This window comes from Nocardiopsis salina YIM 90010, assembly GCF_000341025.1.
Classification (GTDB): domain Bacteria; phylum Actinomycetota; class Actinomycetes; order Streptosporangiales; family Streptosporangiaceae; genus Nocardiopsis; species Nocardiopsis salina.
Window position 1 is genome coordinate 13,467 of sequence record NZ_ANBF01000131.1, and the last position, 26,165, is coordinate 39,631.

The window sequence follows — 26,165 nt, forward strand, 5'->3', positions numbered from 1 at the left end:
GAGCCGCGCGGACACCTGGTGTCCGCGCGGCTCGACCTTTGGGTGCCCGGCCGGGGCACAGCGTCCTCCGGGGGCGTGCGGACCGGGCACTCGCGAATCGTTATCGCAACGGAACCGGCATATCCGTTCAACCCCCTGAACGGCACGGACGCGGTCAGTACATCCGTCGGATGTGAAACGCGCTACCCGGATGTGCGGGCACTTCTGCGAGGAACTCGTGCATCTTCATTCGGCACCAGGCCGGGATGTCCGGGCTCGCGGCGGGGTCGTCCGCGGTGACCGCGATGACCGCACCGATGGGCACTTCGTGCAGCCGCTGGGCGAGCCGGATGATGGGGATCGGGCATTTGCAGCCCCTCGCCTCGACCGTCACGAGCGCCGTCGGGGGCGGGTTCTCCGACACGGGAAACCTCCGGCTGTAGTCGACCTGTGTCCCAATCTTGACCCGCCCCGGCCGGTAAGGCACACCCGGTTAAGGGTGTCGTAAACCCAGCGATACGCTCCTCTTGAGTCTCGCTCCGCGGGCGTGCGGGCCACCCTCCAAGGGCGGTCGGTGGGTCGGCGGAACCGAGGCTCGGGGCAACGCCGGGCCGCGCTCGTAGCCAGCCGGGAGCCTCGCCTCCGCGGGCGAACGGGTCCGGCTCCGTGAGCTGTCCCGTGCCGTGCAGGGGCCGTTCGGCAACACGCTGACCAGGTCAGCCCCTGAACGGCATGCTGGGCGGTTCGCGATAATGTTTGCCCCTGAAAAGCTTTGGATACTTAGGCCGCCTGTGGAGACCTCCGCAGGCTTCACCGCTGGGAAGGCAATCCGTGAGTCCGACCCGCCAGAAAAATCGGCGCTCAAGTCTGCGCCGATGGGCACCACGCGGCGCCGCGCTCGCCGTGCTGGGGCTGGCCGCGACCGGCTGCGCGTCGAACGATCTCACTCGTTTGGGCATGCCGGAGCCGATCACCGAGCAGGCCGAGCGTGTTCTCGCGCTCTGGCAGGGCTCATGGGTGGCGGCTTTCGCGGTCGGCATCCTCGTGTGGGGACTGATCATCTGGTCGGTCATCTTCCACCGCAAGCGCTCGGAGCAGTTGCCGCCCCAGGTGCGGTACAACATGCCCATCGAGGCGCTCTACACAGTCCTGCCGATCGTCATCATCTCGGTCCTCTTCTTCTTCACGGCACGCGACCAGGCGTACCTGATGGAGACCGAGGAACCCGCTGACGTCCACGTTGAGGTCGTGGCCTTCCAATGGGCCTGGCAGTTCAACTACCTGGACGACACCCGGGAGAACGGCGGCGAGGTGCTGCACTCCGAGATCGGTATGCCGAACCCGGACGGCACCGCAGACCCCGAGACGCAGACGACGCTCGTTCTTCCCGAGAACTCGACCGTCCACTTCGACCTCTACTCGCCCGACGTCATCCACTCGTTCTGGATCCCGGCGTTCGGCTTCAAGCTGGACGTCGTCCCCGGGCGTGACAACGCCTTCCAGGCGAACCTCAACGACGGCACCGAGGGCGAGTACATCGGCCGGTGCGCCGAGCTGTGCGGCGTGGATCACACCCGCATGCTCTTCAACGTCGAGGTGCTCTCCGAGGACGACTACGCCCAGTGGGCACAGGAGCGCGAGCAGGAGGCCGCGGCCGAGGACACCGAGGACCTCCCCGTGGTCGATGCCGCGGACGCCGAGGAGACTGACAGCTAAATGACCACGACGACGGAAACTCAACCCCAGAGCGGCGCCGCGCAGACGCCGACGCGCAAGGGGTCGATCATCGTCAACTGGATGACATCGACCGACCACAAGACGATCGGGTACATGTACCTGGTCACGTCGTTCGCGTTCTTCCTGTTCGGCGGTGTCCTCGCGCTCCTGATGCGCCTTGAGCTGTTCGCGCCGGGCATGCAGTTCGTGTCCAACGAGCAGTTCAACCAGCTGTTCACCATGCACGGCACGATCATGCTGCTGCTGTTCGCGACCCCGCTGTTTATCGGGTTCTCGAACGTCATCGTCCCGCTGCACATCGGTGCGCCCGACGTGGCGTTCCCGAGGATGAACCTGTTCAGCTACTACCTGTTCCTGTTCGGCGGGCTCATCACCATCGGCGGTTTCCTGACCCCCGGCGGTGCTGCCAGCTTCGGGTGGTTCGCCTACACCCCGCTGTCGGACGCGGTGCGTTCACCGGGGCTCGGCGGTGACCTGTGGATCCTGGGCCTTCTGGTCTCGGGTCTGGGCACCATTCTCGGTGCGGTCAACTTCATCACCACCGGCCTGTGCATGCGCGCGCCCGGTATGACGATGTTCCGCATGTCGATCTTCACCTGGAACACCCTGCTGACCAGTGTTCTGGTCCTCATCGCGTTCCCGGTCCTGACCGCCGCCCTGATCGCTCTGGGCGCGGACCGCATGGTCGGCACGCAGGTCTTCAACCCCGAACACGGCGGTGCCATTCTGTGGCAGCACCTGTTCTGGTTCTTCGGGCACCCCGAGGTCTACATCATCGCGCTGCCGTTCTTCGGTATCGCGACAGAGATCCTGCCGGTCTTCAGCCGCAAGCCGATCTTCGGTTACAAGTCGCTGGTCGCCGCCACGATCGCGATCGCCGGCCTCTCGGTCACCGTGTGGGCGCACCACATGTTCCCGACCGGCGCCGTACTGTTGCCGTTCTTCTCGTTCATGACGTTCCTCATCGCGGTTCCGACCGGCGTGAAGTTCTTCAACTGGATCGGCACGATGTGGCGAGGACAGTTGTCCTTCGAGACCCCGATGCTGTTCACGCTCGGGTTCATGGTGACCTTCCTCTTCGGCGGTCTGACCGGTGTTCTCCTGGCCTCCCCTCCGATCGACTTCCACGTCACCGACTCCTACTTCGTGGTGGCGCACTTCCACTACGTCGTGTTCGGCACGGTCGTCTTCGCGATGTTCGCGGGCTTCTACTACTGGTGGCCCAAGTTCACCGGGAAGATGCTCGACGAGAAGCTGGGCAAGTTCCACTTCTGGCTGCTCTTCCTGGGCTTCCACGGCACCTTCCTGGTCCAGCACTGGCTGGGTGCGGCCGGCTTCCCGCGCCGTTACGCCGACTACCTGCCCACGGACGGGTTCACCACGCTGAACCAGATCTCCTCGGTCTCCTCCTTCGTCCTGGCCGCCTCGACGCTCATCTTCTTCTGGAACATGTACGTCACGGCCAAGAAGGCGCCCATGGTCACTGTGGACGACCCGTGGGGCTACGGCTGCTCCCTGGAGTGGGCGACCTCCTGCCCGCCGCCGCGACACAACTTCACGTCGCTGCCGCGGATCCGCTCGGAGCGCCCGGCCTTCGACCTCAACCACCCGCACGCCGCCGCACCCGGTGCCGTCGCCGCGGGCGCAGAGAAGAAGTAGGGCGGTCAAGTGAAGACACAGGCCTATCTGTTCATGGGCATCTCGACCTTCTTCGGTCTTGCGGCTGCCCTGTACGTCTACTGGTCCTACCAGGACACCGGCGCCATCGAATGGACCGGTACCACGGCCCTGGTCATCTCCATCGGATTCGGCTGGATGATCGGGTACTGGCTGCTCCAGGCGGCCCGTCGGAGCGAGCACTTCCACGGGTTGCCGGCGGAAGAACGCCTCGACGGCGAGATTGCGGAGAACTCCGGCGAGTACGGGTTCTTCAGCCCGCACAGCGTGTGGCCGTTGTGGGTCGCACTGGCCGTGGCCTTCACGGCCGTGGGTGTGGCGATCGGTTGGTGGATGGTCATCATCGGTGGCTTCGCCATCATCCTCACCTCGATCGGCTGGGTGTTCGAGTACTACCGCAAGGAGTTCCAGCACTAAGGCCCGCACACCGTTTGACCACACATTGGAGTCAAGTGGTCACGCACGGTAGGGTATGGATGTCACCGCCCCGGTGGCCGGCCAGGTCCGCGCTCAGCGGCCTGCCGGGCGCCGGGGCGTTTCTTTCTGTGGCACCGTGCTGGAACGACGGGGGTGGTGGCCGTGAAGGGGCAGATCTACGGGGCCGGGACACAGCGGACGGCAGCGGTGGCGGGGGCGGTCCTCGTGCTGTCCTCCTGCTCCCTCGGGGGAGGCGATGGTGAGGACGGTGGGCCCGGCTCGGCGCGCGTGACGATCACCCCGGCTCCGGACAGCGCCGACGTGGCCCCGGACACCCCGGTCGTGGTGGAGGCCGAGGACGGCACCATCACGGACGTGCGGATCGAGCAGACCCCCACCGAGGAGCTCGGTGAGGAGGCCGCCGCTGACGCGGGCACGGCCGCAGGGCATCTGGACGAGGAGGGCTCTGCCTGGACCAGCGACCGGAACCTGGTCCCCGGGGCCTCGGTGTCCGTGCATGCCACCGCCGAGAACGAAGGGGGGACGGAGACCGAGGTGGTCTCGGAGTTCGCGACCGCCGCGGTGGCCGAGGAGGACCGGCTCGAGCTCGTCAGCAACTTCCCCGTCAGTGGTGACGTCGTGGGCGTAGGCATGCCCGTCGTGATCAACTTCGACCGGGCCGTGGAGCGCAAGGAGCAGGTCGAGAACTCCATGGAGGTGGCCTCCGATGAGCCGGTCGAGGGTGCTTGGAACTGGGTCGGTGACGACACGGCCGTCTTCCGCCCGAAGGAGTACTGGGAGCCTTACCAGGACGTGCAGGTGGACCTGCGCCTGGCCGGTGTGGCCGCCGATGAGGGGATCCATGCGGTGCGTGACCACACCATCGAGTTCGAGGTCGGTCGGGAGCAGATCTCCACGATGCACGTGCCCGACCACGAGATGGTCGTCGAGGTCGACGGCGAGCACGAGCGCACGATCCCCGTCAGCAACGGTGCGGGGGAGCGGGAGTTCGACACCACCACGTCCGGGATCCACCTGACCATGGAGAAGTACACCTCGCTGGTCATGGACTCCGCGACCGTGGGGATCCCCGAAGGGTCACCGGGCCACTACCGCATGGACGTCGATCACGCCGTGCGTACCTCCAACAGCGGGGAGTTCACCCACGCTGCCCCGTGGAACGGCCAGATCGGCAGCGCGAACACCTCCAACGGGTGCACCAACATGTCCGACGCCGACGCGCGCTGGTTCCACGACGAGTCCCTCATGGGCGACATCCTCGAGACGACCGGCACCGACCGGGAACTCGAGTGGGACAACGGCTGGGGGTTCTACCAGCGCTCCTGGGAGGAATGGCTCGACAACAGCGTCACGGGGGAGCCGCAGACCACCGACGGATCGGGCACGCCCGGGGACGTGCACGCCGATGAGACCTGAGCAGGGGCGTGCGGTCAGGGCTCCAGGAGCTCCGTGAGGCGCTCGGACGAACGCTTCCAGGTCCACTCCCGGCTCACCCACGCGCGGCCGCGGGCGCCCATGCGGGCGGCGGCAGCGGGGTCGCGGAGCAGATGGATGAGGGCGCGCGCGGTCGGGCCGGGCAGGGTGCCGTCCACGACGGTCCCGGTCTCGCCCTCAAGCACCGCGTCCGGGGCGCCCCCGGAGTCGCCGGCCACGACCGGCAGGCCCGTGGCCGAGGCCTCCAGGTAGACGATGCCCAGGCCCTCGACCTCCAGCCCGGCGCGGCGGGAGCGGCAGGGCATGGCGAAGACGGTCCCGGCGTCGTAGTGCGCGGGCAGGTCCTCGGCCGTGACCGGCCCGGTGAAGTGCACCGAGTCCAGGTCGCGTGCGGCCTCGCGGAGACGGGAGGCATCCGGGCCGTCGCCGACGACGAGCAGGGCGGCGTCAGGCACGTCGGCCAGGACACGGGGCCAAGCGCGGATCAGGGTGTCCTGTCCCTTGCGGCGCACGAGGCGGGACACGCAAACCACCACGGGGCGGTCGCCGAGCCCGTACCGTTCGCGCACCGCGCCGCCGCCGACACCCGGGTGGAAACGGCCGGTGTCCACGCCGGGGGGCAGGTGGCGCATGCGGTGCGCTGCCGGGGCAGAGAGGGCGTGCGCGAGCCGTTCGCGTGTGTGGTCGCCCAGGTATGTGACCGTGTCGACGGTGTCGCCGATCCGCCGAAGGCTCTCTCTTGCACCGGGCACCGAGGACCACCACGCCTCGTGCCCGTGAGTGAGGGCCACCTGTTGCCGCACCGGCATGCCCTGCGCCAACAGCCCCAACGGCGTTGCGGCTCCGTAGAGCACCGAGTCGCAGTCCTCCATGCGGGCGATGGCGCGGGCCCGCTTGGCCACCCGCGGCGTGGGCATCAGGGCCCGGGCGGCGTCACGCACGATCGGGAACGGTTGGCGCAGGTCGAAGTGCGGGTCCCGCGCAGTGTCAGCCGGGTTCGGGGCCGAGGCGTAGACGACCACCGACCCTGGGGGCCGACGCAGCGCGAGCTCGTGGACGAAGGCCTCGATGCCCCCCGGCCTGGGCGGGAAGTCGTTGGTGATGATCAGGGTTCGCGGCACGCCGGCGAGTCTACGGCTACGCAGGCCGAGCGTAGGAAGCGCCGGGGCCGCGCCAGTGTGGACGCGGGCCCGGAGGGCGTGCTCCACCCGGGTCAGGGGCGCACGGCCGCGGTGAAGCTGTCCCGGTAGTAGTCGTTGAGTGTCACGGTGCCGACGGGGGTGCCGGAGGTCGAGGCGTGCACCATCTCGCCGTCGCCCGCGTACAGGCCCACGTGGCTGGGCTCCGCACCGTAGAAGAACAGCAGGTCGCCCGGCTGCTTGTTCTCCCAGGAGACCTGTGTGCCGGCGTTGACCTGGTCGTAGGTGGTGCGTGGAAGTGAGACCCCGGCGGCATTCCAGGCAGCCTGGGTCAGGCCGGAGCAGTCGTAGCCGTCGGGGCCGGTGCCGCCCCACACGTAGGGCTTGCCGATCTGGGCGTAGGCGAAGTCGAGCGCCGTGCGGGCGTCGCCCGAGGCGGGGCCGTCGTAGTCACCGCCGCCGCCACCACCGTTCTCACCGCCGCTGCCGCTGTTGTCGCCGACGGATTCGGTGGCCGCGGCCCGCTCCTCCTCGGTGAGCTCCTCCAGGAGCGCTTCCTGCTCCTCGATGGACTCCTCGGCGGACTCCGTGGCCTCCTCGGCCTCTTCGAGGGCGGAGGCGGCACGCTCTTCGGTCTCGGAAGCCTCCGACTCCAGGGCCTCGAGGTGCTCGAGCTCCTCCGTGTAGCGTTCGAGGCTCTCGTCGTTCTGCGAGGCCAGGTACGTCAGGTCGGCCTGGTGGTTCATGGCGCTATCGGGTCCGTCGGCCCCGATGAGCTGGGTGGGCGAGGTGTAGTCCGCGCCGGAATAGGTCAGGTTGGCCAGTTCGCGCACGCCCGAAGCGAGGTCCTCGATCTGTTCTTCGGCCGCTTCGATGTCGCCCCGGACCTCCTCGAGGCGCTCCTCGGCGGCGTCGTACGTCTCCTGCGCATCGTTGAACTCGGCGTTGAGGGAGGAGAACTCCTCCTGGAGCTGCTCGATCTCCTCGCGCACGTCGTCGGCGGTCGGCTCTGCGTGGGCGACGCCGTGGGGGAGCAGGAACGCTCCGGCGGTGAGGGAGGCGATCACCGCGGCGCGGCGGTTTCGGCCGCTGTGGGAAGCAGACACGTCGGGATACCTTTCTTCCCCCCGCGCAGCAGGGGCCGCGACGCGAGGGACTGCACCGGGCGAGTCGGAGAGGACCGCACCGGGCCGGGGCGTCCGGGCGCTCGGGTCCCGGGGATGGGGGTTCCGCCCGGGCGTGACCGTCGCTGCCGGGTCGGCGGCGAAGAGGAACGACCACGCTCGGCGTCGAAGACTAGTCCATCCTTCTGCTGCCCCTCAACCGTTTCGTGACGTTCCCCCTCATGCACACCAGTGTCCGAAATCCGCCCGCTGGGCCGGAAAGCGGACCCGTCGTGGCCCTCCGCTGCGCGGGGCCGGGAAAGGCCACCCGGTTGCTGCCATAAAAATATTCTCGTAATATTTTTATGTGCCACGAACAGCAGACCACGACGAACGCCGCGACCGCATCGCCCGCGCCCTCCTGAGCGCCGTCGCCCGCAAGGGCTTGGCGCGCACCACGATGGTCGACGTGGCGGACGAGGCCGGTGCCTCGGTCGGCATGGTCCAGCGGTACTTCCGCAGCAAGAAGGAGCTCCTGCGCTTCGGGGTGGAGCACCTCTACCGTCGCGGGGCCGAACGCATCGACGAGGTGGAACGCCGCCCGCCCTTCGACGACCTGCTCCTGCGCCTGTCCGAGACGCTCCTGCCCCTGGACGAGGAGCGCCGCACCGAGCTGACCGTGTGGCTGGAGTTCCTGCCCGCCACCATCACCGACCCCGACCTGGCCCGTCTGCACCGGGAGACCACTCACCAGCTGGTTGACGGACTCGCGCAGGCCTTCGTCCGGGCGCAGGGAGCCGGGGCCTTCCCGGCCGAGAACGACCCCACCGAGGAGGCTGTCGCGCTCGTGGCACTGGTCGACGGCCTGACCGTTCACCACCTCGTCGGCTCCGACCACTTCGGTCCGGACCGCATCCGCGCCGCTCTGCGCACTCACATCGGCCGTCTCCTGGGCCCGGCCGGCGCCACCGGAGACACCGGCACGAGCCCGGGGGGTGGACGGTGACCGAGCCACACCACGACGCCGTGCCCGCACGGGTACGCGATGCTGACGGAGCCGCACGGGAGGACAGCCGCACCCGGATGCCCCTGCTCGATCTGCTGCGGGGCGTCGCGATCGTGGGGACCCTCGCCACCAACGTGTGGCTGTTCACCGCACCCGGGGGAGAGACCTCGGCGCTCTTCGGGGGTGCGGGATCGGTACCGATGGGGCGCTTCCTCGAGGACCCGTCCGCCTCGTCGCTGGTCGAGGGGCTCTTCCGTACCGCTGCCAACGGCACCTTCCTGGCCCTGCTCACGCTCATGTTCGGGGTCGGCCTGGCCCTGCAGTACCGCTCCGCCCGCAACCGCGGGAGGCGGTGGCCCGGGGCCTACAAGTGGCGCGCCCTGTTCCTGTTCGTCGAGGGCACGGTCCACTTCACCCTGGTCTTCGCCTTCGACGTGCTCATGGGCTACGCGGTCGTGGCCCTGCTCGTGGCCTGGTTGCTGGTCCGCTCCGAACGTGTGCAGATCTGGGTCATGTGGACCTCGCTCGCCGTGCACCTGGCGCTGATGTCCCTGGCCACCGCGGTGACGGTTCTGCTGCCCGTGGGAGGGGGCGGGGACGAGGTCTCGGCCGAGGTGGCCGAGCTCTACGCGAGCGGAACCTACCTGGAGCAGGTCGTGTTCCGCCTGGAGAACGCGCTGATCCTGCGTGCCGAACCCATCGGGACCTTCGCCCTCATGGTCTTCATGTTCCTGCTCGGCGTACGCCTCTTGCGGGCGGGCGCCTTCGGCGATGACGACACCGGACGGCGGCTGCGCTCCAGCCTCCTGGTTCGGGGCCTGGGTGTCGGGCTGCCCCTGAGCCTGGCCGCCTCCCTGGGCGGGGAGGAATGGGCTCTGGCCGACCGCTACATGGCTGCGCCCCTGGTCGCGCTCGGCGTCATCGGGCTGGTCGGTGTCCTGCGCGACCGGTTCGGCGGCACCGGCCCCACCGCGAACGGGCTCTCGGCTCTGGGGCGGATGGCCATGACGGGCTACGTCGCACAGAACGTCGTGCTCATGCTGGTCTCCTACGGGTTCGGGTTGGGGCTCACCGAACGCATGGCCTGGGCCGGTCCCTGGTGGTCCCTCACGCTGTGGGCCGGGGTCTCGGTGCTCCTGGCCGCCGGGTCCGTGCTCTGGCTGCGCCGGTTCCGGAACGGACCGCTGGAGGCCCTGCAGAAGAAGGTCCTGGCACGCGCACGCTGACCAAGCCGACCGCGCTGCCCGCAGGCACCCGCCCCGAACACACCACGGGCGGCGGTCCCCGGAGGAACCCCGGTGACCACCGCCCGTGCGGTGTACGCGGGGCGGCCTGGGCCGCCCGCGAGGTGACTACAGGCGCACCGCGAACTCGAACTGGCTGCCCCAGTACTCGGCCAGGCCGACGACCTCGATGTTGCGTCCCGTGCGGGGCGCGTGCACCATCTGGTCGTCGCCGGCGTAGAGGCCGTTGTGCCCCATGCCGGAGAAGAACACGATGTCGCCGGGCTGCAGCGCGCTCATGTCGGTGATGCGCTGGCCCACCTCGGCCTGGGCGTAGGTGGTGCGGGGCAGGTCCACGCCGGCCGAACGCCAGGCGGCCTGCACCAGGCCGGAGCAGTCGTAGCCGTCGGGGCCCGTGCCGCCGTAGATGTAGGGCAGCCCGACCTGCCCGTAGGCGAAGTCCAGGGCCGCGCCTGCGTCACCGCTGGCATCGCCGGTGTAGGAACCGCCGGAGTCGTCGGCGCCCGCGGCCGAGGGGTCGGAGTCGGGGAACTGGGCGAGCAGTTCCTCCTGCTCCTCGATCTTCTCCTCGACCTCGTCCTTGGCCTCCTCGGCCTCGTCCAGTTTCTCCTCGGCATCCTCGAGCGCTTGCTCGGACTCCTCCTTGAGGGAGAACAGCCGCTCCGACGAGTCGCTGAAGTCGTCCAGCTGCTGGATCTGGGCCTCGGACAGGTAGTTGAGGTCAGCGTTCTGGTCCAGCAGCGCCTCGGGGCCCTCCGAGGTCAGCACGTTGGTCGTGGAATCCAGGTCACCGGTCTGGTAGGTCGCGTTGGCGAACTGCTGGACCTTCTCCTGCAGCTCGTCGTAGCGGTCCTGCTCGTCGCCGACCTGGCTCTCGATCTCCTCGTACTGCGCCTCGGCGGTCTCGTGGTCCTCCTGGGCCTGATTGTACTCCTCGACGAGGGTGGAGGCCTCCTCGTTGAGCTCTTCGATACGGTCCTCGACCTCGTCCTGACTGGGGTCCGCGTGTGCGGTTCCGGGGACGAGGATGGCACCAGCGGCCACCATTCCGATGCCTGTCGATGCGATTCGGCGAGCTTGACGCCGACCACCGGGGTTCTTCATGGCGGTCCACGCTCCTTGAGGTTGAAAGTCCGCATGCTTGTACGGGGGGCGAGACAGAGGGGTCCCTCACCGGCAACCGGACGGGGACGCGTGAGCGCAGCGGGGCCTCCACCGGGCTCGGGGAGGACACAGGTGTGATCCACTACCCGGTAGAGCACTCACGTTCGGGAAGAACCTAGCGGACCGTCCGTCAGGGCTCAACCACGGGAGACGATCCGATCTCGTGGGGCGCCGGTTATCGTCCGGTTCGGGCGGACGTTCCTTCCAGGCCAGCCCGGGTTGGGGCCGGTCCCGTGTCCGCAATGGTGGCGCGTGTTACACCGCGGAAACGGGGCCGCTGTCGTTCAGCTCGTGGTATCGAGTCCGCGCAGGAACACCGCCGAGGGCACCGCACGGGCCCCGGCCCGTTGCACCGCCGACACGATCTCCTGGTCGGAGGTGACCACGGCGATCGGGCGGCCCGGGGGTTCGGCACCCACCAGGCGTACGATGAGCTCGTCGGCGGTCTCACCCGCGGCGCTGAACAGCAGCCGTACCCGTCGCGGGCCCGACACCACAGGAGGGGTGTCCACGTCCGCGCCGTCGAACACGCATGTGATCTCGGCCCTGGTCCGGCTCGCCAGCCCTTCCAGGGAGGACAGCAGGCGGGTGCGCTGGTCGGCCAGCGGGAGCGTGCCGTAACCGGTCTTGGTGACGTTGTAGCCGTCCAGGAGCAGGTGCACGCGTGGCACCGTCAACAGGTGTTCGAGCAGTCCCGGGTCGTCGTCGGGCAGGCCGGCCAGCGACGTGCGCCCGCTGCCGCCCTCGGAGACCAGATCGGCCGGGCTGTCCACCGAGGCGGGCAGGGCCAACTCCCGCCGGAGACCGTGCGAGGCCTCCACCAGGACGTCCAACAGCACCCGCAGACGCGCCTCGTCGGCGTTGCGTCCGGTGCGGGCCGCACGCCGGGCGTTCTCCACCTGTGTCTCCGCTGCCGCCAGCCGGGTCCGCAAGCGCCGGTTCTCCGCCTCGAGCGAGCTCATCCGGGAGGCCGACTCGTGCTCGCGCTCCGCGGTGTCCTTCAGCGCCCGCTCGGCCTGCTGGGCGGCCTCCCTGGCGCGCCCGCGCTCGGCGTGGATGCGGCGCCGCAGGTCGGCGATCTCCGTCCGCTGTTCCTTCAACTGCGAACGCAGGCGCTCGGTCTCGGCACGGTGGTCGCGCCTGGCCTGCTCCAACTGGCTGCGCGCGGACTCGGCCGCCTCGGCCGCGGCGTCGGCCTCCTGTGCACCCGCCCGGTGTTCCAGCTCGCCGTGGATCTCCTCCACGATGGCTGCCCATCCCTCGGGGCGCACCAGGTATGCGCAGGCCGCGACCGCGACCGGGTCGGCCGCGGGCGGTACGACACCCGAGCGCAGTCCTTCGACGAGCTCGGGCCACACCTGCTCCACACGGGAGGCCACCCGGGAACGGAAATCCTTGTCGGTCTCGAGCTGTGCGGCGATCTGCGGACCCGCCAGGCGTGCGCGGCGGCGCGGTTCGAACCGGGCGACCCGGCGCAGCACCGGGGGGAGCTCGGAAGCGCGCATCCCGCCCAGAACGTCCGACCCGTACTCCACGACCCGGGAACGCACCTGTTCGGGCAGGGGGCGCTCCAACTGTTCGCCGCACTCGGCCGCGGAGCCGGCTGCCCCTGTGCCGTCGTCCGGGTCGGCACTCATGCTCGACCCGGGGAGTGCTCGGCCGTACCGGACAGCGCCCGGCGCACGGAAGCCTCCGAACGCACCGTCCGGCTCACGTCGGACCGCGTCGGGCTGCCGCATCCGATGCGGGGCCGACGCTCCTCGCCGCCGGGCTTGGCGATCGCCACGTTCGTCTCCTTCTCGTGTGGGGTCGTCCCCACATCCTTCCATGTCGGGCACGGGGCATTCCATCCCGGAAGGGTTCGGTCACCGGTGCCGACTACCCTGGCCGCGTGTCACAGTCGCAGACGCCCACGGGTGTCCAGACCAGCATCGACGACCTCGGTACCCCTCTGGCCGAGACCACGTTCGTCGTGCTCGACCTCGAGACGACCGGAACCAGCGCCACGAACGCGCGCATCACGGAGGTCGGAGCCGTTCGAGTCCGGGGCGGCGAGGTGCTCGACGAGTTCACCACCCTCGTGAACCCCGGGGTGGTCGTGCCCGCCACCATCACGCTGCTGACCGGAATCACCCAGTCCATGGTGGCCACCGCACCGCCCATGGAGGAGGTCCTGCCCGACCTCCTGGAGTACCTGAACCGCGACCCGAACACCGCCGTGGTTGCGCACAACGCCCCCTTCGACACCGGGTTCCTCAAGGCCGCCTGCGAACGCCACGGACACCCCCGGCCGACCCAGCCCGTCGTCGACACACTGCGGCTGGCCCGTGCTGTCCTGGGCAAGGGCGAGACCCGCAACCACAAGCTCACCACCCTCGCCACCTTCTTCGGGGCCCCTGTCACCCCCAACCACCGGGCCCTCGACGACGCGCGCGCCACCGTCGACGTCCTGCACGGGCTCATCGAACGCCTGGCGCCCATGGGCGTGCACAGCCTCGAGGAACTGCGCTCGGTGTCCAAGCCCCCCACCAAACAGCAGATCGCCAAACGCCACCTCGCCGAAGGGGTGCCCGAGGCGCCCGGGGTGTACGTGTTCACCGACGCGAACGGCGCCAGCCTCTACGTCGGCAAGAGCAAGAACCTGCGCCACCGCGTGCGTACCTACTTCACCGCAGCCGAGAACCGGCAGCGAATCCGCGAGATGGCCGGCGTCGTCGATGGGGTGACCCCCATCGTGTGCGCCACCGAGTTGGAGGCCTCGGTCCGCGAACTGCGCCTGATCGCCGAACGCAAACCGCCCTACAACCGGCGTTCGCGCCACCCCGAACGCGCGCACTGGATCAAACTCACCAGAGAGGCCTTCCCGCGCCTGTCCGTGGTGCGGGCCGTCAAGGACGACAACGCCCCCTACCTGGGCCCCTACACCTCCCTGAAGGAGGCGCACCGGGCCCGCGAGGCGCTTCTGTCCGCCTTCCCGCTGCGCCAGTGCACGCACACGTTCGATCCGCCCCGGCGCACCGTGGAACCCTGCGTGCTCGCCCAACTCGGCCGCTGCGGAGCCCCTTGCGACGGGACCGAGAGCCGTGCCGACTACAGCGCCCACGCCGAGGCAGCACGCGAGGCCATGACCGGCGATCCGGCCGCGGTCGTGGACACGCACACCGCCCGTATCAGCAAGCTCTCCGACCAGCTGCGCTACGAGGAGGCCGCCGAGCAGCGCGACCGACTCACTGCGTTCCTACGCGGTGCCGGTCGCTCCCAGCGCCTCACTGCCCTGGCCGCTCTCCCACACGTGGTCGCCACCCGGCCCGGCGCCCTGGGCTGGGAGACCAGTGTCGTGCGCCACGGCCGCCTGGCGGCCAGTGCCGTCCTTCACCCGGGGACCGACTCGGATGCCTTCCTCACCTCCCTCGAGGCCACCGCCGAACACGTCGACCCCGGGCCCGGACCCGTGCCCCGCGCCACCGCAGCCGAGGGCGAACTCGTCCTGGCCTGGCTCACCGACCCCGCCACGCGCCTGGTGCGCCTGGAGGGCGAATGGACATGCCCATTGCGGAGCGCCGAGGCCCACAGCGAGATGACACACTGGGCGCATGGCCGCGCTTCCGCTCAATGACGACTACCCGGTCCGCCGCGCTCCCGTGGTCGCCTACGCACTGATCGCGGCCAACGTCCTCGTCTACCTCGCCTCGCCCCAGGCCGCAACCGCCGTCTGGTACTCGGCCGACCAGTTCGAGAGAGTCTGCGAGATCCAGGACTACTTCATGCGCTGGGGTGCCGTCCCCGCCGAGCTCACCGGCAGCGTGGCCCTCGCCGAACCCGTCTCCGAGCACTGCCCGCAGATCGAGGGCAAGTCGGTCTGGTTCTCCCTCTTCAGCTCCATGTTCGTGCACGGGGGAGCGGCCCACCTGCTCGGCAACATGGTCTACCTGTTCGTCTTCGGGCCCGTCGTGGAGGACCGCATCGGGCGCCTGCGCTTCCTGGCGCTGTACCTGGCGACCGGCCTGGCCGCAGCCCTGGGCCAGGCACTGAGTGAAGTGGGCGGGCAGGTACCCATGGTCGGCGCCTCCGGGGCGATCTCGGGCGTGCTCGGCGCCTATCTCGTCGTGCAGTTCCGCAGCCGGGTGACGACCCTGGTGTTCGTGGTCATCCCGATGCGCCTGCCCGGATGGGCGCTGGTGGGCAGTTACTTCGTCCTTCAGTATCTTCTCTACGTCACCGGTTCCGACTCGCCCGGCGAGGACTCCGGCGTGGCCTACGCTGCACACGTGTACGGGTTCATCGCCGGTGTCGTCCTCGGACTGGTGGTCTACCGGCTGCGCTGGCGCTCCGGGACTCGGCTCTCCGACGTCTACTGAACAGCGCCACGCGGCGGCCGGGGACACGACACGACCCGCGCCCCGAGCAGCCCCTGGAGGCACAGTGATCACCGCGATCGTCATGATCAAGGCCGACGTCAACCGCATCCCCGAGGTCGCCGAGGCGATCGCGGAGATCGAGGGGGTCAGCGAGGTCTACTCCGTCACCGGAGGCGTGGACCTCATCGCCATGGTGCGCGTGCGTGCCCACGAGGACCTTGCCGAGGTCATCCCCGGCCACGTCAACAAGGTCCCCGGGGTGCTCTCCTCCGACACCCACATCTCGTTCCAGACCTACTCCAAGCACGACCTGGAGTCGGCTTTCGCCCTGGGCTGGTGAGCGCCAGGCACACGCGAGAGGGGCGGCCCACGGCGAGATGCCGGGTCCGCCCCTTCGTGCGTTCGGTGCGAAGGCGCACTCACGCCTCCTTGGCGTGCTCCTGGCTGGTCTTCACCCAGGTCTCCAGCGTGCGCAGGGCCGCACCGCTGTCGACGGCCTGAACGGCCCGCTCGTAGCCGGTGCGCACGGCCTCGGTGAGCGATCCGTCCACACCCTCGACGGCGGCCAGTGCCGCGCCCGCGTTGAGGAGAACGGCGTCGCGCACCGGGCCCTGGCGGCCCTCGACCGTTTCGCGTACCGCACGGGCGTTGAACTCCACGTCACCGCCGCGCAGGGCCTCCTGCGGCGACCGGGGGATCCCCAGGTCCGCCGGGTCCAGGACCTCGCGCCGGGCCTGCCCGTCGCGCACCACCCACACTGTGGACGTCGTGGAGATCGTCAGCTCGTCGATGCCGTCGTCGCCGCGGAAGACGAGGGCGTCCGAACCGCGCCGGGCGAAAACCCCGGCGATGGTCTCGCACATGTGCTCGTCGAAGACCCCGATCGCCGATGCGGTGGGCCGGGCCGGGTTGGTCAACGGGCCCAGGAAGTTGAAGACCGTCGGCACCGCGAGCTCCCGGCGCGGCTTGGCGGCGAACCGCAGCGAGGGGTGGAACATCGGCGCGAACGCGAACGTGATGCCGGCCTGCTCGGCCACCCGCGCTGTCAGCCCCGAGGGCAGGTCCAACACCACACCCAGGCGTTCGAGCACGTCGGCGGTCCCACACGAGGAGGAGGCCGCCCGGTTGCCGTGCTTGACCACACGTGCGCCCGCGGCCGCGGAAACGATCGCGGCCATCGTCGACACGTTCACCGTGTGCGCCCGGTCGCCGCCGGTCCCGACGATGTCGAGGGTCGGCCCCGGAACCTGCAGGCGGACCGCGTGGTCGAGCATGCCCTCCGCCAGGCCGGTGACCTCCGAGACGCTCTCACCCTTGGAACGCAGGGCGATCGCGAACCCTGCGACCTGGGCGTCGGTCGCCGATCCCGACATGATCTCGTTCATGGCCCACTCGGTGTCGGCCGCGGCCAGGTCGGTACCGCCGAGCAGGGCAGTGATGAGGTTGGCCCAGGTCCGTTCGGTGACGGGGGAGGGCTCGTCGGCAGGGGTCGCTGAGGCGGGGACGTTCATGCTGTGACTCCACGGGCTGTGGCACGGATTGCTGGGCTCGTCGGCGGGGCCGGGTATGCCGCGAGGGGCGGACCGGTCCCGCGCTTTCAGGTTCGGAGAGGCGCCGAGCCGCGCCATCGCCCGATGTCGGCACCGTGGTTGAGTGCCCCGCCCAGAACGAGACGACGGCGGCGCTGTCCCTGGCCGTCGTCCCGTGCGGTGGAACCGTGCTGGTGATCCACGGGGCTCACCCGTCGACGAGCTCCGCGCGCGAGCGCATGAGCTCGGCCAGGGACTCCGCCAGGGCGACGGGGTCGATGGGGTGGCTGACGACGGCCTCGGCACGCGACCAGGTGCCCAGCCAGCCGTCGTCGCGCCGACCGACCAGGAGCAGGACCGGCGGGCAGCGGAAGATCTCGTTCTTGACCTGGCGGCACAGGCCCATACCGCCGACGGGTGAAGCGGCCTCACCGTCGAAGACGGCCACGTCGATGCGGTCGAGCGGGTCCTTGGAGTCCAGCTTTCCGAGCACCGCGGGGGCGGTCGCGCACTCGACGAACTCCACCTTGGGCACGTCCGCGGCGGGACGGCGGCCCACGGCCCGGCGCACCTGCTCGCGGGTCTCGGCGTTGTCGCTGTAGATCAGCACGCGCATCCTGGTGCCGGAGTCGCTACCACTGCCCACCATCGCGCAACCGTCCCATCACGTCGGTCCACGGCCGCGCTCAGGGGATCGCGGCCGAGGGGTTCATTGGCTGTCCCCTCCGACTGTATTGCCTCGTACCGGTGGTGCACAGAGCAGCCCCGGGGCCGCTCGAAGCGCTGAGACCTTCGACACCGGCCCACCTGGGGCATCGGAGTGGCCCGCATCACCACGCCCTGGAGGCATGTTGCGCAACGGTGATCTTTTTGTTGCCTGCGCGTTGGCCGGGCGCGGTTCGCCCGGTCGCTTCAGGGGTAACGGAAAGCCCGGGAGGCCCAGGATCGAGCCGGTGTGGCGCCTACAGCGTGTCGTAGAAGCGCCCCGGCCGACCCGGTCGCTACAGTAACGCCGGAGTCACGGACATGCGGGCAACTCGGGGCTTGTGGGCGATCGATGCCGGTGCTGATCCGTCGCCTTACGGGGGGTCGAGTACGGCCCTGCGCGAGATGCCGTAATAATGCTCCCGTGGCGACAGCAACCGCGAACCCAAAAACAGCACCGACACCAGCGCATGGTGCGGCAAAGCGTCCTGACCTGGTGAGCGTTGGCACCATCGTGTGGCTTGCCAACGAGCTCATGTTCTTCGCTGCGCTGTTCGCGATGTACTTCACCATCCGATCGGTGATCACCGGGGACCCCGACCTCGGGGCCTGGCCGGACGCCCACCTCAACGTTCCGTGGGCGACGACCATCACCGTGGTCCTGGTGGCTTCCAGCTTCACCGCGCAGTTCGGCGTCTGGGCCGCGGAGCGCGGGGATGTCCGGAAGCTGCGCATGTGGTTCTACATCACGTTCTTCATGGGCCTGTTCTTCATCCTCGGACAGGCTTATGAGTACTACGAGCTCATCGCTCACGAGGGGCTGACTCTGCAGTCGAGTCCCTACGGTTCGATGTTCTTCTTGACCACGGGCTTCCACGGACTCCACGTCATCGGTGGGTTGATCGCGTTCCTCATCATGCTGGGACGCACGTACGCCGCGAAGCGCTTCACTCACCAGCAGGCGACCAGTGCGATCGTCGTGTCCTACTACTGGCACTTCGTCGACGTCGTCTGGGTCGCTTTGTTCTTCACCATCTACTTCATCCAGTAACCCGAAACGGGGAAACCGTGAAATGGATTACCGCGCGGCGGCGGCATCCCCTGGCGGGGTATGTCGTCGTCATCCTCGCGCTAGCCCTGTTCGGAGTGGGGTACGCCGCACTGGCCCCCACTTCCGAGGAGGCCAGGGCGCAGACCCTCAGCGCTGAGGCCCCGGCCCCGGACGACGTCGACATCGCCGAGGGCCGGGCCATCTTCGACCAGACGTGTGCGAGCTGCCACGGTCTGGACGGCTCCGGCAGCCCCACCGGACCCGACCTGCGTGAGGTCGGGTCCGCTGCGGTCAACTTCCAGGTCAGTACCGGACGCATGCCGTCCATGGACCCGGACAACCAGATGCCGCGCAAGCCGATGGTCATGTCCGAGGAGGAACTCGCCGACCTGATCGCGTACTACGACGCTGAGATCAGGGACGACGGGGCCGGTGCGGACGTGCCCTACGAGGTGCCCGGAAACGAGCCGCAGCGCGAGGACTTCGAGGACGAGGGCGAGTACGACGCTGCCCTCGAGACCTACGAGGCCGAGTACGACGCCTACCTCGAGGGCGCCGACGACACCGACATGGGCATGAAGCTCTACCTGACCAACTGCGCGCACTGCCACGCCTGGTCCGGTGGGGGCGGCGCCCTGACCGACGGCCGCTGGGCCCCCGAGATCGACGACGCGTCCCCGCGCGAGATCTACGAGGCCATGGTCAGTGGTCCCGGCGCCATGCCGATGTTCAGCGACGGCGTCATCGACCCGGACGAGAAGCAGGAGCTCATCTCGTATGTGAAGACCCTCCAGGCCGAACCGGACGCGGGCGGAGTCTTCGCCCTGGACCGCGTCGGCCAGGTCGCCGAGGGCTTCATCGGGTGGACCGTGGGTCTCTCCCTGATCGTCGCCTGCGCGATCTGGATCACCGCGAAGCAGCGTGCCCATGACTGAGAACAACAACAACGACAACAACGAGGCCGGGGACGAAAAGCCCGAGCGCGTGGTCGGCACCCCGTCGGCCTCCGCCGATGAGCGTGTGGTCTCCGAAGCCTCCGCAGAGAACGAGAGCGAACACGCAGGGCCCTACGAGCCCTTCGAGACGCACATCCGCTCCGAGGAGCAGCAGCGCCGCGGGGAGAAGATGGCGTCGGCGTGGTTCATCCTCGCCACTCTGGCCGGCATCGCCTTCGTCGCCGCTTACTTCGTCTTCCCGCCGAACGCGGCCGACGAGCCGGCGATCGCGGACCCGCAGATCTCGCAGTACTCGAACATGCTGCTGGGTGGCACGCTCACCCTGGCCATGTTCGGTATCGGTGCGGGTATGACCGTGTGGGCCCGCAACGTGATGCCGCACTACGAGGTGCACTCGCCCTACGACGAGTTGCCTTCCAGCGACGAGGAGAAGGGCTCCTTCAGCGAGTTCTTCATGAAGAGCGCCGACGAGAGCGGGTTCACCAAGCGCCCGCTCATGCGCCGTACGCTCATCGCGTCGATGCTCCCGCTGGGCATCGCCCCGGTCGTGCTCCTGCGCGACCTGGGCCCGCTGCCCCGGGAGGCGCTCCACCACACGCCGTGGGAGAACGGCCGTCGTATGTACATCGAGGGCACCCACCGTGCCCTGCGGGCCGAGGACCTGGATGACGACCCGTACGGGATGATCTCCGCCCTGCCTGCGGTCGACGACGATCGCTACCCGCACGGCATCAGCCTCGACGACCAGGCCAAGTCCGTGATCCTTCTGATCAAGGTCCCGGAGGGCGACTGGAAGGACGGAATGAACGACAGGGTCTCGGAGGACTCCGACGAGACCCACATGAATTGGACGTACAACGGGATCGTCGCCTACTCGAAGATCTGCACCCACGTCGGCTGCCCGGCGGCGCTGTACGAGCGTACGACGCACCGCATCCTGTGCCCGTGCCACCAGTCGACCTTCGACGCCACGGACGCGGCCAAGGTCGTCTTCGGACCGGCGCACCGCGGTCTGCCGCAGCTGCCGATCAGTGTGGACGATGAGGGCTACCTCATCTCGACGGGCGACTTCAACGAGCCGCCCGGTCCGACGTTCTGGGAGTACCAGAGGGGTGGCGGTAGCTGATGAGTAAGACGACTCAGGCACCCAATGCACTGCGCGGCGTCGGCAACTACATCGACGACCGCTTCCACCTGGCCAAGACCGGTGAGAAGAACCTTCGCAAGGTCTTCCCGAACCACTGGTCGTTCATGCTGGGTGAGATCGCGCTCTACTCGTTCATCATCCTGCTGATCAGCGGTGTCTTCCTGACATTCTGGTTCAAGCCCAGCATGGTGGAGATCGTCTACGACGGCTCCTACGAGCGCCTGCAGGGCGTTCCGATGTCGGAGGCCTTCGCATCGACACTGCACATCGACTTCGATGTGCGGGGCGGCTTCCTGATGCGCCAGATCCACCACTGGGCCGCGCTGATCTTCGTGGCCGCTCTGGTGATCCACATGCTCCGCGTGTTCTTCACTGGTGCGTTCCGCAAGCCGCGCGAGATCAACTGGCTCATCGGTGTGGCGATCTTCGCCCTCGCGATGGTGGAGGGCCTCTTCGGCTACTCCCTGCCGGACGACCTGCCCTCGGGCATGGGCGTCAGGATCCTGCAGGGCGTGATGCTGGCGATCCCGCTCGTCGGCACCTACATCTCGATGTTCCTCTTCGGCGGGGAGTTCCCCGGCGACGACATCATCACCAGGTTGTACGTGCTGCACGTGTTGCTCATCCCGGCTCTGTTGCTGGCCTTGATCGTGGCGCACTTCATGATCCTGTGGCACCAGAAACACACTCAATATCCAGGTTTGGGCAGAAACGACAAGACCGTGGTCGGAACACCTATGTTCCCGGCCTTCGCGGTCAAGGCGGGTGGGTTCTTCTTCTTCACCTTCGCCGTGACCGCCGGTCTGAGCGCCTTCATCCAGGTGAACCCGATCCACCTGTTCGGGCCCTTCGCGCCGACGTCCATCACCTCCGGTCTCCAGCCGGACTGGTACATGGGCTTCATGGAGGGTTCGCTGCGAATCTTCCCGAACTGGCTCGACTTCACGATCCCGATCGGTGCCGGGTACCCGATCATGACCGCGGTCCTCGTGCCCGGTCTGGTCATCCCGGGGCTGATCTTCGGTGCGCTGGCCCTGTGGCCGTTCGTCGAGCAGTGGATCACCGGTGACAAGCGCGCCCACAACATCGCCGACCGGCCCCGTAACGCCCCGGTCCGCACCGGTCTGGGCGTCGCCGGCATCATCTTCTACGGCGTGCTGTGGATGGCCGGCGCCAACGACGTGCTGTCGGAGACCTTCTCGATCGACCTGTACCTGACGACCTACATCTTCAGGGTCATGGCGATCGCGGGTCCGATCCTCGGGTTCATCATCACCAAGCGCATCTGCTTGGGCCTCCAGCGCCGTGACAGGGAGACCCTGGAACACGGTTACGAGAGCGGCGTCATCCAGCAGCTGCCCAGCGGTGAGTTCATCGAGGTGCACAAGGAGAGCTCCGACGAGACGGTCGAGGTTCTCAGCAGCAAGCGCGATCCTTCCTCGACCGCACTGACGGACGAGGACGTGGATGCCAGTGGCGTGGAGAACCCCGACGCCCGCAAGGGCATGGGCAAGTTCCGCAGGAAGCTCGCGCACTGGTACACGAAGGACAACGTGTCCGTGCAGGGTCTGGAGCCGCACAGCGGCCACCACCTGCACCACTCCCAGGAGCACCTCTCCGAGGAGGGTGGAGACGTCGAGCGCTGACGCGTGAGGCGGTGGGATCCTCCCACTGGACGGATCACCGCGCCGACGACGGGCCCGGCCGTGCCACGGCCGGGCCCGTCGTGTGTCCGGGGGTTTCGGGCCCTTCGCCGACCGGAACGTATGCGGGTTCCCGGCGCCCTTCTGCGCAGCCGGGGAGCGCCCACCTCCGCGGTCCGAGTGGTCCGCGTGCGGATGGGCGTGCGGGCACCCGCTCCGCATTGCGGCAGAGCCCCGCACGAGGCTTCTGCTGGGCTCTCGGAGCTGGGCTCCATCTCTGCCCGTAGAACCGAGGGGTGGTGGGCCGACGCTCTCGTGCGGGCGCGTACACGTGTTCTGCGGAACATACCTGTGGCCGATCGGTGACGCGAGTGCCGCGCGGGGCCGCACGCGGCCCGTGCACGGCAAAGGAGCCGTCCACCCCGAGAGGGCGGACGGCTCCTTCACACCGTGCAGCGCACACCGGACGCGGGCCGGTGCGGTGCGGGATCAGTCGTTGTAGATCTCCTCGATCTCCTTGCTCCACTCCTTGTTCACCACGTGGCGCTTGACCTTGAGGGACGCGGTCATCTCACCGCTCTCCTCGGTGAAGTCGGAGGGCAGGATCCGGAACTTGCGGATGCTCTCGGCCTTGGACACGGCCTGGTTGGCGTTGTCCACGGCTTCCTGGATCGCGGCCTTGAGGTCTTCGTCCCCGGTCATTTCGGCGATCTCGCCCGTCTTGCCCTTCTGTTCCTTCCACTGCTCGAAGGACTCGGGGTCGATCGTGACGAGGGCGGCGATGAACTTGCGGTTGTCCCCCACGACCATGCACTGGGAGACCAGCGCGTTGGCGCGGATGCGGTCCTCGAGGACGGCCGGGGCGACGTTCTTGCCGCCGGCGGTCACGATGATCTCCTTCTTGCGGCCGGTGACCGAGAGGAAACCGTCGTCGTCCAGGGAGCCGAGGTCACCGGTGTGGTAGTACCCGTCCTGGGTGAAGGCCTCCTTGGTGGCCTTCTCGTTCTCCCAGTAGCCGGTCATGATGTGGTCGCCCTTGAGGAGGATCTCCCCGTCCTCGGCGATCTTGATCGAGGTGCCCGGCAGAGGCTGGCCGACGGTCCCGATCTTGTTGAACTCGGGGCTGTTGACCGAGGTCGGAGCGGTGGTCTCGGTGAGGCCGTACCCCTCGATGATCGTGAAGCCGATACCGCGGAAGAAGTGGCCCAAGCGGGACCCGAGGGCGGAGCCGCCGGAGACCGCGTACTCGGCCTCGCCGCCGAGGCGGTCGGTGATCTTGCCGTAGACGAGCTTGCTGAAGAGCTTGTGCTTCAGGCGCAGTGAGAGCGGGACCTGTCCGGCGTCGAGCGCCTTGCTGTAGGCGATCGCGGTATCGGCGGCCGCGTTGAAGATCTTGCCCTTGCCCTCGGCGGTCGCCTTCTGCTCGGCCTTGGTGAAGACCTTCTCGAAGACGCGGGGGACGGCGAGCAGGAAGGTCGGCTTGAAGACCGAGAACTGGTCGATGAGCTCCGGGCCGGCCGAGGGGAAGTGGCCCAGGGTGGCTTTGGCCTCGATGGTCATGACCTGCACGAAGCGGGCGAAGACATGCGCAAGCGGCAGGAAGAGCAGGGTGGAGGGGTTGTCGCGGCCCTTGAGGACCTGCTCGGCCGGGCCCTCCAGGGCGGCGCGGGAGATGAAGAGGAAGTTCCGGTGGGTCAGCTGGCAACCCTTGGGGCGGCCCGTGGTCCCGGACGTGTAGATGAGGGTGGCCAGGTCGTCGGCGGTGACGGCGGTGCGGCGCTCCTCGAGGGCCTCGTCGGTGACCTCGGAGCCGCTCTCTCTCAGCTCGTTGAACTCGGCGTCGTCGAAGCGCCAGATCTGCTGGAGTTCGGGAGCCTCGGAGCGGACCGCCTCGATGCGTTTGGCGTGCTCGTCGTTCTCGACGAAGACGGCCTTGGCACCCGAGTTGGACAGGATCCACTCGATCTGTTCGGGGGAGGAGGTCTCGTAGATCGGTACGGTGATGCCACCGACCGACCAGATCGCGTAGTCGACGACCGTCCACTCGTAACGGGTGCGGGACAGCAGGGCGACGCGGTCTCCCTTTTCCACACCGGCGTTGATCAGAGCCTTGGCGTGGGCGACGATGTCGCCCTGCATCTCCTCGACGCTGATGGCACGCCACTGGCCACCGGGCTCCTGCTTGCGGGCGGCCGTGGCCTTGGGCTCGGTGGCCGCACGGGCGTAGAGCGTGTCGGTCAGCCGCGCGTCGTCGGGGATCTCGACGACCGCTGGAGAGCTGTATTCGCGCACGTGGTGCTCCTGGACGTGAACGGATTCTGGTTAGTGGGGACGTGACGACCGTAACAACGAATGCTACTCGTGAGTAGAACAGATTGCCGTTCGGTATCCAACAGTGACCCGAACACCCTGCGGTGATGTGCGTCCAGGGCCCGGTCTCCGGGAACGGGTCCCCCGTTCGCGGCGGACGTGGGCGCCGCCGTTCGTTCGGCGCTCGGACACCCGTCGTGATCCGGGTTACGCCTCGTATGCACGTGAGAATATCGCCTGGTGTGCCCCCTGCGCACATTCCGTGGTGTCCGTTCTGAGCAGGTGTTGCCACTTGTTCATCGGGTCTGGCCTGCGATCGGCCTCCGTGTGAAGCACAACGCCGGGGACCCTCCGGCTCATCCCTGATTCCTTCCGGAGACCGCCCCCGGGCGCCTGTCCGAGGCGGCCGACCGCGGCTAACGTGAAACCGAGGACGTGTCACGACAGGAGAGGGACATGACGGACAACGACGCCCGCGACACCGGCCAGCGACGCGACCGCCAGGAGGGCCGGGCCGCCGATCCCGATCCCATCGGAAGTGTCCTGGGCGGCCTCGTCGACGACGTCCAGCGCAGGATCTTCTCGGCCGGGGTCAAGCGGAGCGTGGACTCGGTGGTCTCGCGTCCCAAGGAGCAGGAGGACGTGTGGGGCGAGGCGATCCGCCTCGAGGCGCCCCAGCCCAAGCCGGCCTCAGAGGAGGTCTTCGAGATCGTGCGCAAGGCCGCACCCGAGGTCGCAGGCCACCTGGGCCGCGCCGGACTGACCCTGGCCGACGCCGTGGGTCGGACGTGGGGCGTACTCGAGCGTTCCCTCGAGCAGGCCCGAGAGGAAGGGCGTGCCGCGCGGGAGGCGGAGGAGGTCCGCGGCCGCGATGACGCGGCCGGCGGGGAGGGTGGCGGCGCCCGGCCCTGACCGGGAACGGCAGCAGGGGATGCCGGGGGCGGCTCGGCCTGGTTTAATCGAATGGTTTACACCATTTGCAAGGCCTCTGACGTCAAGGTGACCACTTATGTCAGAGATCAGGCGTAAGTGCGAAGGAGCTGCCCCCATGCTGACCATCGGCGTAGACATCGGCGGAACCAAGATCGCCGCCGGTGTGGTCGACCCCAACGGGCAGATCCTCGACCGGGTCAAGCACCCCACCCCGTCCGAAGATCCCCGAGCCCTGGCCGAGGTCGTGGCCCGCGCGGTCGACGAACTGCGCGAGCGCCGTGAGGAAGGAGAGATCGGCGCCGTCGGCGTGGGCGTGGCCGGGTTCGTCGACGAGGACCGTGCGACCGTCCAGGTCGCGGTCAACATCGGACTGCGCGACCACCCCCTGCGGGACCGGGTGCAGGAACGTGTCGGGCTCCCCGTGGTCATCGAGAACGACGCCAACGCCGCCGCCTGGGCCGAGGCGCGCTTCGGAGCCGGGAGGGACAGCGACCACATCGTGTGCGTGACCCTCGGAACCGGCATCGGCGGCGGCCTGGTCCTGGGAGGCCGGCTCCACCGCGGCCGCTTCGGTGTCGCCGCCGAGATCGGGCACTACCGGATGGTCCCGCA

The 26,165-nt window shown here is 68.7% G+C and carries 24 protein-coding genes; 15 read left to right on the forward strand and 9 right to left on the reverse strand.

The annotated features are described in order from the left end of the window. Positions 1–154: 154 nt before the first annotated feature. On the reverse strand, positions 155–403 hold the full coding sequence (locus D474_RS0114795; RefSeq protein ID WP_026118497.1) for a sulfurtransferase TusA family protein: 249 nt from the start codon (positions 401–403) through the stop codon (positions 155–157). Positions 404–882: 479 nt separating this feature from the next. On the opposite strand from D474_RS0114795, the gene ctaC reads away from it, so the two are divergent. From ctaC to D474_RS0114815, 4 genes are all read left to right on the forward strand, one after another. Beyond that, the gene (gene ctaC / locus D474_RS0114800; RefSeq protein ID WP_449289356.1) at positions 883–1,695 is read left to right on the forward strand and encodes an aa3-type cytochrome oxidase subunit II; all 813 of its coding nucleotides are present in this window, start codon (positions 883–885) and stop codon (positions 1,693–1,695) included. Next, entirely contained in the window at positions 1,696–3,375 is a 1,680-nt protein-coding gene (ctaD, locus tag D474_RS0114805) for an aa3-type cytochrome oxidase subunit I (protein ID WP_017614334.1), read from the forward strand. It begins immediately after the preceding gene. 9 nt (positions 3,376–3,384) lie between these two features. Further along, positions 3,385–3,810: a cytochrome c oxidase subunit 4 gene (locus tag D474_RS0114810; protein ID WP_017614335.1), complete on the forward strand. Its 426-nt coding sequence runs from the start codon at positions 3,385–3,387 to the stop codon at positions 3,808–3,810. Positions 3,811–3,972: 162 nt separating this feature from the next. Beyond that, positions 3,973–5,247 (forward strand): L,D-transpeptidase, encoded by a 1,275-nt coding sequence (locus tag D474_RS0114815; RefSeq protein WP_051050983.1) that lies wholly within the window; start codon positions 3,973–3,975, stop codon positions 5,245–5,247. Between the two features lie 14 nt (positions 5,248–5,261). Here D474_RS0114815 and D474_RS0114820 read toward each other — a convergent pair whose 3' ends face one another. Together D474_RS0114820 and D474_RS0114825 are read right to left on the reverse strand one after the other, a co-directional pair. Then, entirely contained in the window at positions 5,262–6,386 is a 1,125-nt protein-coding gene (locus D474_RS0114820) for a glycosyltransferase family 4 protein (RefSeq protein WP_017614337.1), read from the reverse strand. A gap of 92 nt (positions 6,387–6,478) precedes the next feature. Further along, entirely contained in the window at positions 6,479–7,510 is a 1,032-nt protein-coding gene (locus D474_RS0114825) for a C40 family peptidase (RefSeq protein WP_026118499.1), read from the reverse strand. 364 nt (positions 7,511–7,874) lie between these two features. Here D474_RS0114825 and D474_RS0114830 point away from each other — a divergent pair, with 364 nt between their 5' ends. Together D474_RS0114830 and D474_RS0114835 are read left to right on the forward strand one after the other, a co-directional pair. Further along, positions 7,875–8,513 carry a TetR/AcrR family transcriptional regulator gene (locus tag D474_RS0114830; protein ID WP_017614339.1) on the forward strand — a complete coding sequence of 213 codons (639 nt, stop codon included), beginning with the start codon at positions 7,875–7,877 and terminating at the stop codon, positions 8,511–8,513. A 77-nt stretch (positions 8,514–8,590) separates the two neighbouring features. Beyond that, on the forward strand, positions 8,591–9,739 hold the full coding sequence (locus D474_RS0114835) for a DUF418 domain-containing protein (RefSeq protein ID WP_051050984.1): 1,149 nt from the start codon (positions 8,591–8,593) through the stop codon (positions 9,737–9,739). A gap of 126 nt (positions 9,740–9,865) precedes the next feature. On the opposite strand, the gene D474_RS0114840 is transcribed toward D474_RS0114835, so the two are convergent. The 3 genes from D474_RS0114840 to D474_RS32295 all read right to left on the reverse strand — a co-directional run bounded on the left by D474_RS0114840 (position 9,866) and on the right by D474_RS32295 (position 12,707). Beyond that, a complete protein-coding gene (locus D474_RS0114840; protein WP_017614341.1) occupies positions 9,866–10,804 on the reverse strand; it encodes a C40 family peptidase in 939 nt (312 codons plus the stop codon). 401 nt (positions 10,805–11,205) lie between these two features. After that, complete coding sequence (locus D474_RS0114845; RefSeq protein ID WP_026118501.1) at positions 11,206–12,558, reverse strand: NYN domain-containing protein; 1,353 nt, start codon at positions 12,556–12,558, stop codon at positions 11,206–11,208. Continuing rightward, positions 12,555–12,707, reverse strand: a complete 153-nt coding sequence (locus tag D474_RS32295) for a hypothetical protein (protein WP_161628686.1) — start codon at positions 12,705–12,707, stop codon at positions 12,555–12,557. The genes D474_RS0114845 and D474_RS32295 overlap by 4 nt, the downstream gene beginning before the upstream one ends. Before the next feature lie 105 nt (positions 12,708–12,812). Here D474_RS32295 and D474_RS0114850 point away from each other — a divergent pair, with 105 nt between their 5' ends. The 3 genes from D474_RS0114850 (at position 12,813) to D474_RS0114860 (ending at position 15,619) form a co-directional block, all read left to right on the forward strand. Beyond that, complete coding sequence (locus tag D474_RS0114850; protein WP_017614343.1) at positions 12,813–14,537, forward strand: DEDD exonuclease domain-containing protein; 1,725 nt, start codon at positions 12,813–12,815, stop codon at positions 14,535–14,537. Then, positions 14,515–15,279: a rhomboid family intramembrane serine protease gene (locus D474_RS0114855; RefSeq protein WP_017614344.1), complete on the forward strand. Its 765-nt coding sequence runs from the start codon at positions 14,515–14,517 to the stop codon at positions 15,277–15,279. The genes D474_RS0114850 and D474_RS0114855 overlap by 23 nt, the downstream gene beginning before the upstream one ends. 64 nt (positions 15,280–15,343) lie before the next feature. Next, positions 15,344–15,619 carry an Lrp/AsnC family transcriptional regulator gene (locus D474_RS0114860; RefSeq protein WP_017614345.1) on the forward strand — a complete coding sequence of 92 codons (276 nt, stop codon included), beginning with the start codon at positions 15,344–15,346 and terminating at the stop codon, positions 15,617–15,619. A 79-nt stretch (positions 15,620–15,698) separates the two neighbouring features. Here the strand turns inward: D474_RS0114860 and trpD are convergent, their stop codons facing one another. Beyond that, positions 15,699–16,790: an anthranilate phosphoribosyltransferase gene (gene trpD / locus D474_RS0114865; protein WP_017614346.1), complete on the reverse strand. Its 1,092-nt coding sequence runs from the start codon at positions 16,788–16,790 to the stop codon at positions 15,699–15,701. Positions 16,791–17,016: 226 nt separating this feature from the next. Then, positions 17,017–17,457 (reverse strand): chemotaxis protein CheY, encoded by a 441-nt coding sequence (locus tag D474_RS0114870; protein WP_026118502.1) that lies wholly within the window; start codon positions 17,455–17,457, stop codon positions 17,017–17,019. 480 nt (positions 17,458–17,937) lie between these two features. On the opposite strand from D474_RS0114870, the gene ctaE reads away from it, so the two are divergent. Genes ctaE through qcrB form a run of 4 tightly spaced genes read left to right on the forward strand, consistent with a single transcriptional unit; the run spans position 17,938 to position 22,313 of the window. After that, positions 17,938–18,564: an aa3-type cytochrome oxidase subunit III gene (gene ctaE, locus D474_RS0114875; protein WP_193374013.1), complete on the forward strand. Its 627-nt coding sequence runs from the start codon at positions 17,938–17,940 to the stop codon at positions 18,562–18,564. Between the two features lie 17 nt (positions 18,565–18,581). Beyond that, positions 18,582–19,499: a cytochrome bc1 complex diheme cytochrome c subunit gene (gene qcrC / locus D474_RS0114880; RefSeq protein WP_083931841.1), complete on the forward strand. Its 918-nt coding sequence runs from the start codon at positions 18,582–18,584 to the stop codon at positions 19,497–19,499. Further along, positions 19,492–20,646 (forward strand): cytochrome bc1 complex Rieske iron-sulfur subunit, encoded by a 1,155-nt coding sequence (qcrA, locus tag D474_RS0114885; RefSeq protein ID WP_017614350.1) that lies wholly within the window; start codon positions 19,492–19,494, stop codon positions 20,644–20,646. Before qcrC ends, qcrA begins: the two co-directional genes overlap by 8 nt. After that, positions 20,646–22,313: a cytochrome bc1 complex cytochrome b subunit gene (gene qcrB, locus D474_RS0114890; RefSeq protein ID WP_017614351.1), complete on the forward strand. Its 1,668-nt coding sequence runs from the start codon at positions 20,646–20,648 to the stop codon at positions 22,311–22,313. The genes qcrA and qcrB overlap by 1 nt, the downstream gene beginning before the upstream one ends. A gap of 486 nt (positions 22,314–22,799) precedes the next feature. Here qcrB and D474_RS0114895 read toward each other — a convergent pair whose 3' ends face one another. Then, a complete protein-coding gene (locus D474_RS0114895; protein ID WP_017614352.1) occupies positions 22,800–24,602 on the reverse strand; it encodes an AMP-dependent synthetase/ligase in 1,803 nt (600 codons plus the stop codon). A gap of 474 nt (positions 24,603–25,076) precedes the next feature. Between D474_RS0114895 and D474_RS0114905 the strand changes: the two genes are divergently transcribed. After that, entirely contained in the window at positions 25,077–25,532 is a 456-nt protein-coding gene (locus D474_RS0114905) for a hypothetical protein (protein WP_017614354.1), read from the forward strand. A gap of 136 nt (positions 25,533–25,668) precedes the next feature. Continuing rightward, positions 25,669–26,165 (forward strand): ROK family protein (locus tag D474_RS0114910; protein WP_017614355.1); only part of this gene is annotated, 497 nt, incomplete at its 3' end.